General features: G+C 75.2%; 13 protein-coding genes. 12 read left to right on the top strand and 1 reads right to left on the bottom strand.

Going from position 1 to position 15641, the window contains the following annotated elements:
• The 12 genes from EDD28_RS16745 (at position 1) to EDD28_RS16690 (ending at position 13273) form a co-directional block, all read left to right on the top strand.
• Positions 1 to 906, top strand: a complete 906-nt coding sequence (locus EDD28_RS16745) for a carbohydrate ABC transporter permease (RefSeq protein ID WP_123740834.1) — start codon at positions 1 to 3, stop codon at positions 904 to 906.
• Between the two features lie 108 nt (positions 907 to 1014).
• A complete protein-coding gene (locus EDD28_RS16740; protein WP_123740833.1) occupies positions 1015 to 1875 on the top strand; it encodes a ketose-bisphosphate aldolase in 861 nt (286 codons plus the stop codon).
• A 126-nt stretch (positions 1876 to 2001) separates the two neighbouring features.
• Positions 2002 to 3270 carry an ADP-dependent glucokinase/phosphofructokinase gene (locus EDD28_RS16735; RefSeq protein ID WP_123740832.1) on the top strand — a complete coding sequence of 423 codons (1269 nt, stop codon included), beginning with the start codon at positions 2002 to 2004 and terminating at the stop codon, positions 3268 to 3270.
• A gap of 62 nt (positions 3271 to 3332) precedes the next feature.
• The gene (locus EDD28_RS16730; protein WP_170169532.1) at positions 3333 to 4412 is read left to right on the top strand and encodes a DUF4432 family protein; all 1080 of its coding nucleotides are present in this window, start codon (positions 3333 to 3335) and stop codon (positions 4410 to 4412) included.
• Positions 4400 to 5443: a class I mannose-6-phosphate isomerase gene (locus tag EDD28_RS16725; protein WP_123740830.1), complete on the top strand. Its 1044-nt coding sequence runs from the start codon at positions 4400 to 4402 to the stop codon at positions 5441 to 5443. Before EDD28_RS16730 ends, EDD28_RS16725 begins: the two co-directional genes overlap by 13 nt.
• A gap of 159 nt (positions 5444 to 5602) precedes the next feature.
• Entirely contained in the window at positions 5603 to 6601 is a 999-nt protein-coding gene (dhaK, locus tag EDD28_RS16720; protein ID WP_123740829.1) for a dihydroxyacetone kinase subunit DhaK, read from the top strand.
• Complete coding sequence (gene dhaL, locus EDD28_RS16715; protein ID WP_123740828.1) at positions 6598 to 7272, top strand: dihydroxyacetone kinase subunit DhaL; 675 nt, start codon at positions 6598 to 6600, stop codon at positions 7270 to 7272. The genes dhaK and dhaL overlap by 4 nt, the downstream gene beginning before the upstream one ends.
• 2 nt (positions 7273 to 7274) lie before the next feature.
• Complete coding sequence (gene dhaM / locus EDD28_RS16710; RefSeq protein WP_245968138.1) at positions 7275 to 8060, top strand: dihydroxyacetone kinase phosphoryl donor subunit DhaM; 786 nt, start codon at positions 7275 to 7277, stop codon at positions 8058 to 8060.
• Positions 8061 to 8062: 2 nt separating this feature from the next.
• Entirely contained in the window at positions 8063 to 8575 is a 513-nt protein-coding gene (locus EDD28_RS16705) for a DUF4233 domain-containing protein (RefSeq protein ID WP_148059654.1), read from the top strand.
• Between the two features lie 12 nt (positions 8576 to 8587).
• The gene (ndk, locus tag EDD28_RS16700) at positions 8588 to 9007 is read left to right on the top strand and encodes a nucleoside-diphosphate kinase (RefSeq protein ID WP_123741002.1); all 420 of its coding nucleotides are present in this window, start codon (positions 8588 to 8590) and stop codon (positions 9005 to 9007) included.
• Positions 9008 to 9210: 203 nt separating this feature from the next.
• Positions 9211 to 12837, top strand: coding sequence for a chromosome segregation protein SMC (gene smc, locus EDD28_RS16695; RefSeq protein ID WP_123740826.1), 3627 nt, complete (start codon positions 9211 to 9213; stop codon positions 12835 to 12837).
• An 88-nt stretch (positions 12838 to 12925) separates the two neighbouring features.
• Positions 12926 to 13273, top strand: a complete 348-nt coding sequence (locus tag EDD28_RS16690; RefSeq protein ID WP_123740825.1) for a hypothetical protein — start codon at positions 12926 to 12928, stop codon at positions 13271 to 13273.
• 55 nt (positions 13274 to 13328) lie between these two features.
• Here EDD28_RS16690 and EDD28_RS16685 read toward each other — a convergent pair whose 3' ends face one another.
• The gene (locus EDD28_RS16685) at positions 13329 to 15608 is read right to left on the bottom strand and encodes an ATP-binding protein (RefSeq protein WP_123740824.1); all 2280 of its coding nucleotides are present in this window, start codon (positions 15606 to 15608) and stop codon (positions 13329 to 13331) included.
• Between the last annotated feature and the right edge of the window lie 33 nt (positions 15609 to 15641).

Below are 15641 nucleotides of genomic sequence, written 5' to 3'. Positions count from 1 at the left end.
ATGGCCTACGCAGAGACGACCGACGCCGTCCCCGGGCGGACCCCGGCCCCTCGCTCGCTGAACGTGCCGCGGCGCGGGCGCTCCAGCACGGGCAAGTCGATCGGCGCCTTCGTCGCGCTCCTCGTCGCCGCGCTGTTCGCCGGCCTCCCCGTGCTGTGGATGCTGTCGAGCTCGTTCAAGACGAACGGCGAGATGTTCGCGTCGCCGCCGCAGCTCATCACGTCGAGCTTCTCCTTCGACGCGTTCACCGCGATCCTGACCGACCCGGTCAAGGTCCGGTTCTTCGTCAACAGCTACGTCGTGGCCGGGGCCGTGACGGTCCTGACGCTCTTCGTCGGGATCCTCGCGGGGTACGCGTTCAGCCGGTTCGACTTCCCGCTCAAGCGAACGCTCAACGTCGTCATCGTGAGCGTCCAGGCGGTGCCGCCGATCACGCTGCTGATCCCGTACTTCGGGCTCATGGTCGCGCTCCGGCTCTACAACACCTACCCCGGTCTCATCCTCACCTACATGGTGTTCACGCTCCCGTACGCGGTCATCATGCTGACGGGCTACTTCAACACCCTGCCCAAGGAGCTGGACGAGGCGGTCCGGGTCGACGGGGCCGGGTCGTGGACCGCGCTGTGGCGGGTGCTCGTGCCGATCGCGGTCCCCGGGCTGGTGTCGGTGGGCGTCTACACCTTCATGATCGCGTGGAACGAGTTCCTGTTCGCCCTCACGCTGACCAGGACCGAGGACATGCGCACGGTGCCCATCGGGATCCAGCTCCTCATGGGCCAGCACTCCTACGAGTGGAACCAGATGATGGCGATGAGCGTCATGGGCTGCCTGCCCGTCCTCATCCTCTTCCTCTTCTTCCAGCGCTACTTCATCGGCGGCATGACCGCCGGCGCGGTCAAGGTCTGATGCCTGTGCCGCCAGCGTGAACCCGCCCGAGCCGCCGACCCGGCTCGCCAGAGCCACCCGAACCCTCGAAGTCCGTCCGATTCCCCAACCTCACGAGAGGACCCCGTCATGCTCATTTCCGGTAAGGACCTGCTTGCCGTCGCCGCCGCGAACGACTTCGCCGTCCCGGCCTTCAACGTCAGCGACTACTCCATGCTCCGCGCGATCGTCGAGATCGCCGAGGAGAAGCAGGCGCCGCTCATCATCGCGATCCACCCGAACGAGATCGCGAACCTCGGCTGGGACGTCATGCCGTCGGTCATCCAGATCGCGCGCAAGGCCTCCGTCCCCGTCGCGATCCACTGGGACCACGGCGCCGACTACGAGCAGATCCTCCAGGCGATCCAGGGCGGGTTCACGTCCGTCATGATCGACGGCTCGCTCCTGCCGTTCGAGGAGAACGTCGCGATCACGAAGAAGGTCGTCGACGCGGCGCACGCCGTCGGCGTCTCCGTCGAGGGCGAGCTCGGCACGATCGGCAAGACCGACACCTACGCCGAGTCGGGCGCCGACTCGATCGTCTACACGGTCCCGGCCGACGCGGTCTCGTTCGTCGAGCGCACGGGCGTCGACTCCCTCGCCATCGCGATCGGCACGCGGCACGGCATCTACCCGAGCGACCTGCAGCCCGAGCTCAAGCTCGACCTGCTCGAGGAGATCAACCGGGTCGTCGAGGTGCCGCTCGTCCTGCACGGCGGGTCGAACAACCCCGACGCGGAGATCGGTCAGGCCGCGCACAGCGGGGTCAACAAGATCAACATCTCCAGCGACATCAAGATCGCCTACTACGACCGGGAGCGCGAGATCCTCCAGGACGCCCAGCTCCGCGAGCCCGACGCGATCCAGCCCCCGTGCCGGGCCGCCCTCAAGGAGGTGGCCGCGCAGAAGATCGACCTGTTCGGCGCCGCGGGCAAGGCTGCGCTGTACTAGTCGCCGAGCACGTCGGGCGGCCGGCCGGACCCCCGGGACCGCACCCCGGACCGAGCCCGCACGCCGGGCCCGGACCGGCCGCCCGACGCCACCTCCACCACCCCCAGCACCACCGAGGACGCCCCCATGCCCCTGACCGCTCCGACCACCGGCGACACCGTGACGTCGGGTGATCCCGGCCCCGTCCGGCCCGATCCCGGTGCCGGCGAGATCGTCATGGGGCTGGCCGGGACCGTCGACGTCGAGCTCGCGTGGTCGGCCGAGACGTGGAGCCGGCTCGCACGGGAGGAGGGGATCCGTCTCGCCGACCTCGACCCCCTCGTCCCGATCCTCGACGTCCGCTCGGCGCTCCGGGTGACGCTCGCGCTCATGGCGCGCGGCCGGGGCAACGAGGTCTTCCTCGCCAGCTCCGCGATCGCGTGGGCGCTCGCGGACCGGTTCCCCCACCGCGTCACGCTCGGCGGCACCAACATCCGCGCCGCGATCCTCATGGCGATCCTCGGCATCCCCGCGACCGTCGCGGTCGTCGACGTCGACCCGACGATGCGCCGGCTCCTGCCGCCGGGCGTCGCGGTGCTGCGCCACGGCGACTCGGCGAGCCTCGACCCGCACCTCATCGTCCAGTACCCGGCGGACGCGGTCATCGAGCTGGCCGACGGCGAGATCCGCACGCCGGCGCCCAACCGGGTGATCCTGACGAACGACCCGCCCAACCGGGCGCTCCGCCTCGCGCCCGGTCTCGCCGAGGCGGCTCGCCGCGCCCGCATCCTCGTGCTGTCCTCGCTCAACGCGATCCAGGAGGCCGACGTCCTGGCGGAGCGGCTCGCCGAGCTCGGGGCCATCGTCGCCTCGCTCGACCCGGGCACCCTCGTGCTCTGGGAGGAGGCCGGCTACCACGTCGAGTCGTTCCGCGCCCGCGTCACCGCGGTCATGGCCCCGCTCGCGCATGTCTACTCGATGAACGAGGACGAGCTGGGGGCCTTCGTCGGGCGGACCGTCGACCCGGCGGACGTCGACGACGTCGCGCGCGCCCTCGCCGAGCTGCGCCGCATCGTCCCGGCGCGCACCATCGTCGTCCACTCGAGCCTGTGGGCGCTCGCCGTCGGGGACGACGCGGAGGCCCTGCGCCCGGCGCTGCGCGGCGGGATCACGGCCGCTGGCGCGCGCTACCTGCACGGTGACGCCCTCGACCGCGCCGGCTACGACGCCGTCGCCGCCCTCGACCCCGACCCGGCCAACCTCGCCCGCGCCGGCGCCCTCGCGGACCTCGTGCCCGGTCTGGTCGTCGAGCCGGCCCTGCGGCTGGTCACGGCAGACCCCACGACGATCGGGCTCGGCGACACGTTCGTCGGGGGCTTCGTCGCGGCGCTCGCCCGCCCCGAGCCAACCCGCTGACCCGGGGCCGGAACCGCGGCAGACTGGTCCCGACCCCTCCCGCAGCACCCGAAGGAGCCCCCGTGCCCATCTCCCCGCAGCCGTCCGGCTGGGCCGATCTCGTGACCGCCGGCTACGCGCCGCTCGTCGACCTGGTCGCGGACGTCGGCGAGGTCGTCGCCGCCGGGGGAGAGCGCGTGCTGCGCCTCCGGCTGGCTGGCGGGCTGCACCTCGACGTGCTGCTCGACCACGGCCTCGACCTCGGCCAGGCCTGGTACGCGGGCGTGCCCGTCGCGTGGCGCTCCCCGAACCCGGTCGACCCCGGGCCGTGGGCCGACTGGGAGTCGCGGTTCCGCGGCGGGCTGCTCGTCACCTGCGGGCCGGACAACATCGGCGAGCCGCGCGAGGGTCGCGGCCAGCACGGGACGCACCACGGCACGCCGGCCCACGACGTCACCTGGCGCCGCGTCGAGCGGGACGGCGAGATCGTCGTCGAGGTCTCCGGCAGCGTCGCGCACACGAGCCTCGGCGGCCCGCGGCTCGTCGTCCGGCGCACCATCCGCGTCGCGACCGGGTCGGGTGCCGTCACGGTCGACGACGTGTGGCGCAACGCCGGCGCCGCCTCGGCCGGGATCGCGCTGCTCTACCACGTCAACCTCGGCGCGCCGCTGCTCGCTCCCGGCGGCCGGGTCGAGGTCGACGCGGGGGACGGGCGGCTGACCACCCGCACGCGCGAGCCGCTGCCGGAGGGTCGCACGGCGCTGGACGTCCCGGGCGCCGACCCCGGCCACGCTCCGGTCGTCGCCGAGCACCGCAGCCCCGCCTGGGACGCCGCGACGGCGACCGACACCGCCGTCGCGGTCCTGACGGGTCCGGACGGCGCGCCCCGCGCCCGCGTCACCTGGACGACGGCGACGCTGCCGCGCCTCGACACCTGGTGCTTCCCCCAGACCGGCACGTGGGCGCTCGGGATCGAGCCGGCCAACGCCGCGCTGTTCGGCCCCGAGCGGACCCGGCCGTGGGCCGGCGCCCCCGTCCTCGCGCCGGGCGAGGAGCTGCGCGCCCGCGTCGTCGTCGACGTCGACCCCGCGTCGCCGTCCCTCGTTCCCGCCGGCCCGACCGCAGCCCCGACCCCGTCCCAGGAGGACCCGTGCACCCCGTGACCCTCGCGCCGAACCAGCCAGCCGACCGCTTCTACCGCGGGGGCGAGCGCATCGCCGCCTTCCGCGACGGAGCCCGGCTGCCCGCCCCCGACGCGTCCGCGCTGCTGCGCACGCCGGAGGACTGGGTCGGCTCGTGCACGACGCTGTTCGGCGAGCGGGAGCTCGGTCTCAGCCGCCTGCCCGACGGCCGTCTCCTGCGCGAGGCCGTCGAGGCGGACCCGGTCGCCTGGCTCGGCGCCGCCCACGTCCAGCGGTACGGCGCCGACGTCGGCCTGCTCGTCAAGCTCCTCGACGCGGGGGAGCGGCTGCCCGTCCACGTCCACCCCGACGTCCCGTTCGCGCGCGAGCACCTCGGGCTCGCCCACGGCAAGACGGAGGCCTGGATCGTGCTCGCGCCGTGCCGGGTCGGGCTCGGCTTCACGCGCGACGTCTCGCGCGAGGAGCTCGACCGGTGGGTCGGTGAGCAGGACGTCGCCGGGATGCTCGGCGCGATGCACCACCTCGAGGTCTCCGCGGGTGACGCCGTCCTCGTGCCCGCCGGCACCGCCCACGCGATCGGCGCGGGCGCGCTCGTCGTCGAGCTGCAGGAGCCGACGGACCTCTCGATCCTCATGGAGTGGCAGGACTTCGCGATCGACGGCCCGCGGGACGGTCACCTCGGCCTCGGCTTCCCCACGGCGCTCGGTGCGGTCGACCGCCGCGCCAGCTCCGCCGACGACGTGCGCGCCCTCGTCCAGGCGCGGGCCGGGACCCGCGGCGAGCTGCTGCCCGGGGGCGCGGCGTTCTTCCGCGCGGACCGGCTCGGTGCCGGCGACGCGTGGCCGGCCGGCTTTGCGGTCGTCGTCGTGACGCACGGTGTCGGACGGCTGGTCGGACACGGCTCCGGAGAGCCCGGCGGAGGCGTCGAGCCGGTCGAGGTGACGGTGGGCCAGACGCTGCTCGTCCCGGCGGCGTGGGGGGACGTGACGGTCGAGGACGCGGGTGACGCCGAGCCGGTCGAGCTCGTCCTGTGCCGCCCGCCGCTTCCCTGACGGCGCGGACCGCGCCCGTGCCACCCCGGAGGATCCTCGCGTCCTCCGGGGTGTTCCAACTTCGCCCCCGGCGCGGCAGAGTATGAGGTGGGTCCGCAGGACCCGGCGGCGCCGCGCGGCCTGCGCGGCCGAGGACGAACCGACGCAAGGGAGCGAGCCGTGAAGAAGCTCATCAACGATCCGCAGGACGTCACGAGCGAGGCCGTCGCCGGCTTCGTGGCGGCCCACTCCGACATCGTGACCCAGCTCGACGGGCTGGTCGTCGCGCGCGTGGGGGGCGCCGTCCAGGGCAAGGTCGGCGTGATCTCCGGCGGTGGCAGCGGGCACGAGCCGCTGCACGCCGGGTTCGTCGGCGTCGGGATGCTCGACGCGGCCGTGCCGGGCGCCATGTTCACCTCGCCGACCCCCGACCCGATCCTCGAGGCGACCCGCGCCGCCGACGGCGGGGCCGGCGTCCTGCACATCGTCAAGAACTACACGGGCGACGTCCTCAACTTCGAGACGGCGGCGGAGCTGGCCGACGCCGAGGACATCGAGGTCGCCACGATCATCGTGAACGACGACGTCGCGGTCGAGGACTCCCTCTACACGGCCGGGCGCCGCGGGGTCGCCGGCACCGTCCTCGTCGAGAAGATCGCGGGGGCGGCCGCCGAGCGCGGGGACTCGCTCGCCGGCGTCCTCTCGATCGCCGAGCGGGTCAACGCGAACGTCCGCTCGATGGGCGTCGCGCTCACGGCCTGCACCGTCCCGCACGCCGGCAAGCCCTCGTTCGAGCTGGGCGAGGACGAGATCGAGATCGGCATCGGCATCCACGGCGAGCCCGGCCGGCACCGCATCCCGATCGCCTCGGCGAACGAGATCACCGACATGCTGCTCGACCCGGTCGTCGAGGACCTCGGCCTCGCCGCGGGGGAGAAGGTGCTCCTGCTCGTCAACGGGATGGGCGGGACGCCGGCGTCGGAGCTGTCGATCGTCTACCTGCACGCGCGGCAGCGGCTCGAGGCGATGGGGGCCGAGGTGGCTCGCTCGCTCGTCGGCAACTACGTGACCTCGCTGGAGATGCAGGGCGCGTCGGTCACCGTGCTGCGTCTCGACGACGAGCTGACCGAGCTCTACGACGCCCCCGTCCGGACCGCGGCGCTACGGTGGGGACTGTGACGACTGACGCAGGAACCCCGACCGGAGCACCCGACGGATCGACCATCGACGTCGCCTGGGCGCGGCGCTTCATCGCCCTCGCGACGGCGGACGTCCTGGCGCACCGGGTCGAGCTGTCCGAGCTGGACCGGGAGATCGGCGACGGCGACCACGGCGAGAACCTCGCCCGCGGGTTCACCGCCGCCGACGCGGCCGTCCAGGCCAGCGAGGCGACGACCGTCGGCGGCATCCTCAAGCTCGTGGCGACGACCCTCATGTCGACGGTCGGCGGCGCGGCCGGTCCGCTGTACGGCACCGCCTTCCTGCGCGCGGCCAAGGTGAGCGACGTCGCCGACGTCGACGCGGCCGGCGTCCACGCGCTGCTCGAGGCGGCCCTCGGCGGCATCGTCGCGCGCGGCAAGGCCAACGTCGGCGACAAGACGATGGTCGACGCCTGGACGCCCGCCGTGGCGGCCGCGAGCGAGGTCGCCGCGGCCGGTGGCTCGGCCGCCGACGCGCTCGCCGCCGCCGCCCGCGCCGCGGGCGAGGGTGCCGAGGCGACCATCCCGCTCGTCGCGCTCAAGGGCCGGGCGAGCTATCTCGGCGAGCGCAGCGCGGGTCACAAGGACCCGGGCGCCGCCTCGACGGCGCTCCTGCTCGATGCCGCGGCGCGCGCCGCGGCCGAGAGCTGAGCGTGGCCGGGTCGCAGCCGGGTCGCGGGACGGGCCTCGTGCTCGTCTCGCACTCGGCGGCCCTCGCCTCCGGTCTCGCCGACCTCGCGGGGCAGATGGCGCCCGACGTCGTGCTGCGGCCGGCTGGCGGGACCTCGGACGGCCGGCTCGGCACCGGGTTCGACGTCGTCGAGGCCGCGGTCCAGGAGGTGCTCGAGGCCGGGTGCTCCGGGGTCGTCGTGCTCGCCGACCTCGGGTCGGCGCGGATGACGGCCGAGGCCGTGCTCGACCTGACGGAGGACCCGCGGCTGCACCTCGCGACCGGAGCCTTCGTCGAGGGCACCGTCGCCGGGGCCGTCGCCGCGCAGACCGGGGCGGATGCCGCCGGCGTCGTCGCCGTGGTCGCGCGGACGACGCGCGAGCTCGCGGACCAGCTCCCGGCTGCCGGCGCTCCACTCTCCGCCGGCGGCGACGCCGAGGATGCCGGCGCGATCGACCCGCTCGCGGGGACGGAGCTCGACGCGGCCGCCGACGCCGGCCCGGCGACCGACGGCGAGGCTCGGGCGACGGTGACCGTCGTCAACCCGGAGGGGCTGCACGCCCGGCCGGCCGCGCTCCTCGCCCGGCAGGTCGCCGAGTTCGACGCCGCCGTGACGCTCGACGGCGTCGACGCCTCCAGCCTGCTCTCGCTCATGGGGCTCGGCCTCGCCGCTGGCGCGACCGCGCAGGTCGTGGCCACGGGGCCGCAGGCCGCCGCGGCGCTCGCGTCCGTCGTCGCGGCGTTCGAGGACGGGTTCGGCGAGCTGTGACCGTGACCGAGCACCCCACGGGCCCCACCGACCCCGGCACCCCCGAGGCGCCGCGGGACGGGTCCGGCGCGCCGGAGGCCGCGGACCCGACGCCCGCCGGGGGGCCGCCGCGTCCACCCCGGTCGGCCCGGCGGATGTTCTGCGCGACCGTGCTCGCCTGCCAGGCGTTCGTCGTGTTCTTCGCGACGCTCGCCGCGTACGGGATGCGGACCGCGTCCGGTCCGGTGCTGCTGGCGGTCGGCATCGGCGGGGCGCTCGTCTGCTTCCTCGCCGCCGGCATGCTCCGCGGCGTCGCCGGATACGTCGCGGGCAGCGCGATCCAGGTGGCGTTCCTGCTCGCCGGCGCGCTCGTGGCCGACCTGCGCGTCCACCTGCTCGCGGTCGCCGTCACCTTCGCCCTGCTGTGGGTGGTCTCGCTCGTCGTCGGGCGCAGGATCGACGTCGAGCGCGCCGAGCGGTACCAGGGCGAGCTCGACTACTGGGCGGACCGCGGCGCGCGGGACGCCGGCCGGTAGTCTCTGGTGCTCGTGAGCCAGCCCCAGCAGACCCTCGTCCTCGTCAAGCCCGACGGCGTCGCCCGCAACCTCGTCGGCGAGATCCTCGCCCGGATCGAGGCGAAGGGGTACCGGATCGTCGCCCTGGAGCTGCGCACCGCCGACGCCGAGCTGCTGGAGCAGCACTACGCCGAGCACGTCGGCAAGCCGTTCTACGCGCCGCTCGCCGAGTTCATGGCCTCGGGGCCGCTCGTCGCCGCGGTGATCGAGGGCCACCGCGTCATCGAGGGGATCCGCACGCTCATCGGCGCGACCGACCCGACGCTCGCCCTGCCGGGCTCCGTGCGCGGCGACCTCGCCTCGGCCACGGACGCGCCGGTGCACCGCAACCTCGTGCACGCCTCGGACTCCCCGGAGGCTGCGGCCCGCGAGATCGCGCTCTGGTTCGCCTGATCCTCGACGCCCGCACCTGCTCCTGCTTCGACAACGGGTCGGCACCCGCACCTGGGTCGACGCCCGCACCTGCTCCTGCTCCGACAACGGGGTGGATCGCATCGTGAATGGCGATCGAGCCCACCCCGATGTCGGAGGTGGGGGGTGCGGGGGCACCGACGCCGGGAGGGCGGCCGGCGGCGCCGCCGACTAGGCTTCCTGCCGTGTACCTGAGGACGCTGACGCTGCGAGGATTCAAGTCCTTCGCGTCGGCGACCACCCTGACGCTCGAGCCGGGGATCACCTGCGTCGTCGGTCCGAACGGGTCGGGCAAGTCGAACGTCGTCGACGCGCTCGCCTGGGTGATGGGCGAGCAGGGGGCCAAGACGCTGCGCGGCGGCGCGATGGCCGACGTCATCTTCGCCGGTACCGCGAGCCGTCCGGCGCTGGGTCGCGCCGAGGTCTCGCTCACGATCGACAACTCCGACGGCGCGCTGCCGATCGACTACACCGAGGTGACGATCTCGCGCACGATGTTCGCCTCGGGCGGCTCGGAGTACGCGATCAACAACACGCCCTGCCGGCTCCTGGACATCCAGGAGCTGCTCTCGGACTCCGGCCTCGGCCGGCAGATGCACGTCATCGTCGGGCAGGGGCAGCTCGACGCCGTCCTGCGCGCGACACCCGAGGAACGGCGCGGCTTCATCGAGGAGGCCGCCGGGATCCTCAAGCACCGTCGGCGCAAGGAGAAGGCGCTGCGCAAGCTGGAGCAGGTCGCGGCAAACCTGGCGCGGCTGAGCGACCTCGTCACCGAGATCCGGCGCCAGCTCGGCCCGCTGGCGAAGCAGGCCGAGGTCGCGCGTCGGGCGGCGGTCGTCCAGGCCGACCTGCGCGACGCCCGGTCCCGCCTGCTCGCCGACGACCTCGCGGCCGCCCGCGCCGCGCACGACCAGGAGTCGGCGGACGTCGCGGTGCTCACCCGCACCCGCGAGGAGATCGAGGCCGAGCTCGCGGCCGCGCGCGACGTGCTGGCGCGGTCCGAGGCCGAGGCCGCGCGCCTGGCTCCGGCCGTGGCCGAGGCGACCGAGGTCTGGTACCGCCTGTCCGGTCTGCGGGAACGGCTGCGCGGGACCGCGACCCTCGCGCAGGAACGTTGCCGACTGCTCGGCGTCGCGCAGGCGCAGCCCACCGGCCCCGATCCCGACGACCTCGACGCCCAGACCGAGCGCGCCCGTGTCCACGCCCGGGGCATCGCCGCCGAGCTCGCGGCCGCCCAGGAGGCGCTGACCGCCGCCGTCGCCGCGCGGCAGGAGGCCGAGTCGGCCGCGCTCGCCGCGGAGCGCGAGCTGGCCGCCGTGCACCGCGCCGTCGCCGACCGCCGCGAGGGCCTCGCCCGGCTCGCCGGTCAGGTGGGTGCCGTGCGGTCGCGGCTCGAGGCGCAGGCCGCCGAGCTGGAGCGGCTCGACGCCGTCCGGGAGCAGACCGCCGCCCGCCGGCGCGAGGCCGAGCTGGAGTTCGCGGAGCTCGAGCTGCAGGCGACCGGGTTCGGCGAGGGCGAGGAGGGGCTGGACGAGGCGCACGAGGCCGCGCAGTCCCGGCTGGCCGAGCTCGAGGCCGAGCGCGACGCGCTCGCGGAGGAGCAGCGCGTCGCGACCGCCGAGGCCGACCGCCTCACCGCCCGCATCGACGCCCTCGCCCTCTCGCTGCAGCGGGGCGACGCCGCCGGCGTCCTGCTCGCGCAGGACGGGCCGGACGGCGTCCTCGGCGCGCTGGCCGACCACCTCACCGTGACGCCGGGCTGGGAGGGTGCGGTCGCCGCCGCGCTCGGGCCGCTCGTGGACGGTGTGGTCGCCCGGGACGCCGACGCCGCCGCGTCGATCCTCGGCTGGGTCCGAGAGCACGAGGCCGGCCGCGCCGTCCTCCTCCTCGCGGAGCCCGTCGACGGGAGCGCCGTCGACGGCAGCACGGCCTTCGAGGCCACGACCCCGGCGGACGCCCACCTGCCCGAGGACGCCGTGTGGGCGCTCGACGTCGTGAGCGCGGAGCCCGTGGTCGCGGCGGCGCTGCGCGCGGCGTTGACGGGGGTCGTGCTCGTGCCGGATCTCGCGGCCGGCCTCGGGCTCGTGCGCGGCGCGGACGGCGCGAGCGCGGTCCGCGGCGTCCGCCTGGCCGTGACGCGCGACGGAGACGTCGTCGCCCCGACCCACCTGGCCGGCGGCACGGGGTCGGGCGCCGACGTGCTCGCCCTCACGGCGGCCCGCGACGAGGCCGTCGCGACCCGGGACGCCGCGCTCGCGCGGGCCGACCGGTCGCGGTTCGCCCTCGCGGCCCTGGCCGACCCGCTCGCCGCGGCCGCGCGTGACGTCGAGGCGGCGCTCGCGGCGCTGCACGAGTCCGACGCCGCCTACACCGCCGTGGCCGAGCGGCTCGGCCGGCTCTCGGCCGCGATCCGCGCCGCCAAGGGCGAGTCCGAGCGGGCCGAGCAGGCGATCGAGGCCGCGACGACCGGTCGCGTCGAGCGCGAGGCGGAGCTGGCCGAGCTGGCGGACCGGCTGGAGCGGGCGCAGGCCGAGCCGACCGAGTCCTCCGACGACCTCGACGCGGCGAGCGCCGCCCGGGACCGTGCTGCCGAGGCGGCCAGGGCCGCGCGCGCGACCGAGACGGACGCCCGACTGGTGCTGCGGACGGTCGAGGAGCGGCAGCGCGCCGCCGACGGCCGGGTGGCCAGCCTGGAGCGCGCGGCGCGGGCGGAGCGCGAGGCGCGGGCGCGCGCCGAGCAGCTCGAGCGGCGGCGGCAGGCGCGGGCGGCCGTCGCCGACCAGGTCCGCGAGATCGCGGCCCGGGCGCTCGAGCTCCTCGACGGCTCGCTCGCGCGGGCGGCCGACGAGCGCGACCAGGCACAGCACGCGCGTGGCGAGATCGAGGAGCACCTCGCCTCGGCCCGCGCGCGCGCCGATCACCTGAGCGCCCGGCTGCGGGAGGTGACCGAGGCGTTCCACCGCGACGAGCTGGCGCGCGCCGAGCACCGCCTGCGGGTCGAGGAGCTGGAGCGGCGCAGCCTCGACGAGCTGGCGGTCGACCCGGAGGCGCTGCTGGAGGAGTTCGGGCCCCAGGTGCCGGTGCCGGTCCTGGACGCCGAGCCGCTCGACGACGACGGCACCCTCCCGACCGTCCCGTTCGACCGCGCGGCGCAGGAGAAGCGGCTGCGGGCCGCCGAGCGCGCTCTCGCGCTGCTGGGCCGGGTGAACCCGCTCGCGCTGGAGGAGCACGCGGCGCTGGAGGAGCGGCACGCCTTCCTCGTCGAGCAGGTCGCGGACGTGCGCAAGTCGCGCGCGGACCTCCTCGAGATCGTCCGCGAGATCGACGAACGCGTCGAGCAGGTGTTCACCGAGGCGTGGGTCGACACCGAGCGCGAGTTCCGCGGTGTGTTCTCCCGGCTCTTCCCCGGCGGGGAGGGGCGGCTGGTGCTCACCGAGCCGGACGACATGCTCACGACCGGCATCGAGGTGGAGGCGCGCCCGCCCGGCAAGAAGGTCAAGCGGCTCTCCCTGCTGTCCGGCGGGGAGCGCTCGCTCACGGCCGTGGCGCTGCTGGTCGCCATCTTCAAGGCGCGGCCGAGTCCGTTCTACGTCATGGACGAGGTGGAGGCGGCCCTCGACGACACGAACCTCGGCCGGCTGCTGGAGATCTTCACGGAGCTGCGCAACGACTCCCAGCTCATCGTCATCACCCACCAGAAGCGGACGATGGAGGTGGCGGACGCCCTCTACGGCGTCACGATGCGCGACGGCGTCACCGCCATCATCTCCCAGCGGATCGAGCGGGAGGACGACGTCGAGGACGCCGTGTGAACCCCGCGTGAGGGATCTCACCAACCTTTCACGCGGTCACCGGCCTTCCTGCCCGAGCTGGTGACGCCCGCGCGGTGATACTGGACGCATGCTCACCTCAGTCGTGTGGACCCTCCTCGTCGCCCTCGTCCTCGCCGCGGTCGCGCTCGTGGTCATGGTCGTCCGCCGTCGCCCCGAGCAGGGCTGGGGCACGTGGCTGCGAGCGAACCTGGCGACGCAGGGCGGCGAGCGGACCAGCATCCTCACCGAGCACCGCGAGGCCGCCGACGGCGACACCGTCTCGCTCGTCGACATCCTCGCCGACGCCGAGCACGCGCCCGGCTACGTCACCGTCCCCGAGGCCATCGAGCACCGCCTCGAGACGATCGCCGAGCCGATCGAGCACGGGATCGGCGCGCTGAGCGACCGCGTCGCCGCCCGCCGCGCCGGGCACTGACCCAGCGCCGCGCCGGGCTCCGACCCAGCGCCGCGCCGGCTGCCGCGCGCGAGGACTAGCGCTCCTCGTCGGCGCGGGCGAAGCCGCTCACCCGGAGCCGCGCGACGATCTCCCGTCGCGACGAGGCCGCGAGCTTCACCCGGAGGCGCTCGACGTGGCCCTCCGCCGTCCGCACGGACACCGTGAGGTGCGCGGCGATCTGACGGTTGGTGCTGCCGAGCAGGAGCAGCCGCGCCACCTCGACCTCCCGGGGCGTCAGCAGCCACGCGGGCAGCGGCTCGCCGTCTCCCGCCCTCCCGTCCTCCGGCACCCGCGGCGAGAGGACCTCCAGCGCGAGGTCGCAGGCCGCGGCCGGCGTCAGCTCGCGACCCAGCGCCCACTCGTCCGGACGGTCGCGCCGCAGCTCGGCGTAGCGCTGGCCGAGGGTGACGGCGAGCGCGTGCTGCCCCGGGGTCAGCGGGATCTCGGTCCGCCGCGTCGTCTCCGTCGCGCCGAGGAGCCGGGCGGCGGCACCCGGCTCGCCGATCTCGTACGCGACGTTCGCGGCCACGACGAGCGCGTCGGTGTTCTCCGGCCGCAGCGGGACCTCGCCCATGACGCCGAGCGCGCGGGTCAGGAGGGCGCACGCCCCGTCGAGGTCGCCCTCGCGCCAGGCGAGCGCGCCGAGCACGTGCTGGGCGAACGACCGGTAGTAGACCTCGTCCTGGCACAGGTCCGAGCGCCGCAGCACCTCCCGGCACGCGGCCGCCGTCTCGTCCGTCTCGCCGAGGAGGTGCTGGGCGTAGGTCAGGACCTGGAGCAGCCGGAAGGCCGTCGGCTCGACCGAGTCCTCCGCGAGCTCGCGCAGCCCGTCCCGCGCGATCCGCCGGGCCTCGACCGGGTCGCCCGACAGGAGGGCGACGAAGCCCCGGACGAACGCGACCCCGGACCGGTCCTCCGGGCGGTCGAGCCGGGCCGCGATCTCGACGGAGGCCGCGAGCAGCTCGCGGGTCCCGGCCTCGTCGCCGAGCGCGGCCGCGTAGGTCGTGCCGGCGTAGAGGGTGCGGGCTCGCAGGTCGGGGTCGCTCGCCACCGCCAGCACCCGGTCGAGCCAGATCCGTCCCTCCTCGACGAGTCCCGCCGTCCACCACTGCTGCGGGTTCGGCAGCACCGCCAGTCCGAGCAGCAGGTCGGCGTCCGGCCCGGCGGGGCGGCCGAGGACGTGCTCGAGCGCCGCCCGCGTGTTGGGCAGGTCGGCCTGCGCCTGGTGGAACCGGTCGAGCTGTCCCGGGCCGAGCCAGCGCAGCTCCAGGTCGGCGCCCCGCCCGGCGTACCAGGCGGCGTGGGCGTGCCGGAGCCGGTCGAGGCGCCCCGTGGCGCGCAGTCGCGACGCGGCGTAGCGCCGGACGACCTCGAGCATGCGGAAGCGCCGCGGGCCCGTGCCGCGGACGGTGAGGAGGACGGACTTCGCGACGAGCTCGTGCAGGACGTCGAGTGCGTCCGGCCCGGCCCCGGTGACCGCCTCCGCCGCGGCGACCGTGAAGGAGCCCCGGAACACGCTGGCGTCGAGGAACATCGCCTGACCGCGCGGTGAGCACAGCTCGAAGGTCCAGTCGAGCGAGTCCTCCATGGAGGGCAGGCGTCGGCCGCCGCCCTGCTGTCGCAGGAGCTGGAGCGGGTCCTCGACCCGCTCCGCCAGCTCGGTGAGCGACAGGACGGCCAGGCGCGCCGCCGCGAGCTCGATCGCCAGCGGGTTGCCGTCCAGACGCTCGCAGACCTGCCTCACCAGGTCGAGGTCCAGCTCGGACGGGTCCTGAGCCGCGTCCACGCGGGCCGCCCGGTCGAGGAAGAGCGTCTCGGCGTCGCTCAGGTGTCCGGGTCCGCGGTCCAGCGGCAGCGCCCCGACGCCGACGACGCACTCGCCGGGAAGCCCCAGCACCTCGCGCGACGTCGTGAGCACCCGCGCGTCGGGCACCTCGGCCCTGATCCGGCCGATCAGGGTGCGGCACTCGTCCAGGACGTGCTCGCAGTTGTCGAGCACGACGAGGTCGGACCGCTCGGCGAGGGCCCGCAGCGCCCGGTCGACGGCGCTGCCCGGCGCGGGGGACACCCCGACGGCCGACGCGAAGGCGGGCTGGACGAGCTCCGGAGCGTTGACCGGCCCGAGGTCGACGAAGACCGTCCCGCCGCCGCGTCGCCTGCGGGCCTCGATGATCTCGACGGCCAGCCGGGTCTTGCCCGCGCCGCCCGGACCGTGCAGCGTGACGACCTCGCCCCGCTGCAACGCGCGTCTCACGGAGGCCAGCTCGGACCTGCGTCCGACGAACCGACCACCGAGCACCGGGATCTGCCTCATGCTGCCACCGTACTTTCGACGCCGTCCCCGCCC

The organism is Salana multivorans (assembly GCF_003751805.1).
In the GTDB taxonomy this organism is placed as follows: domain Bacteria; phylum Actinomycetota; class Actinomycetes; order Actinomycetales; family Beutenbergiaceae; genus Salana; species Salana multivorans.
This window is presented reverse-complemented; position numbering and strand designations above follow the sequence as displayed.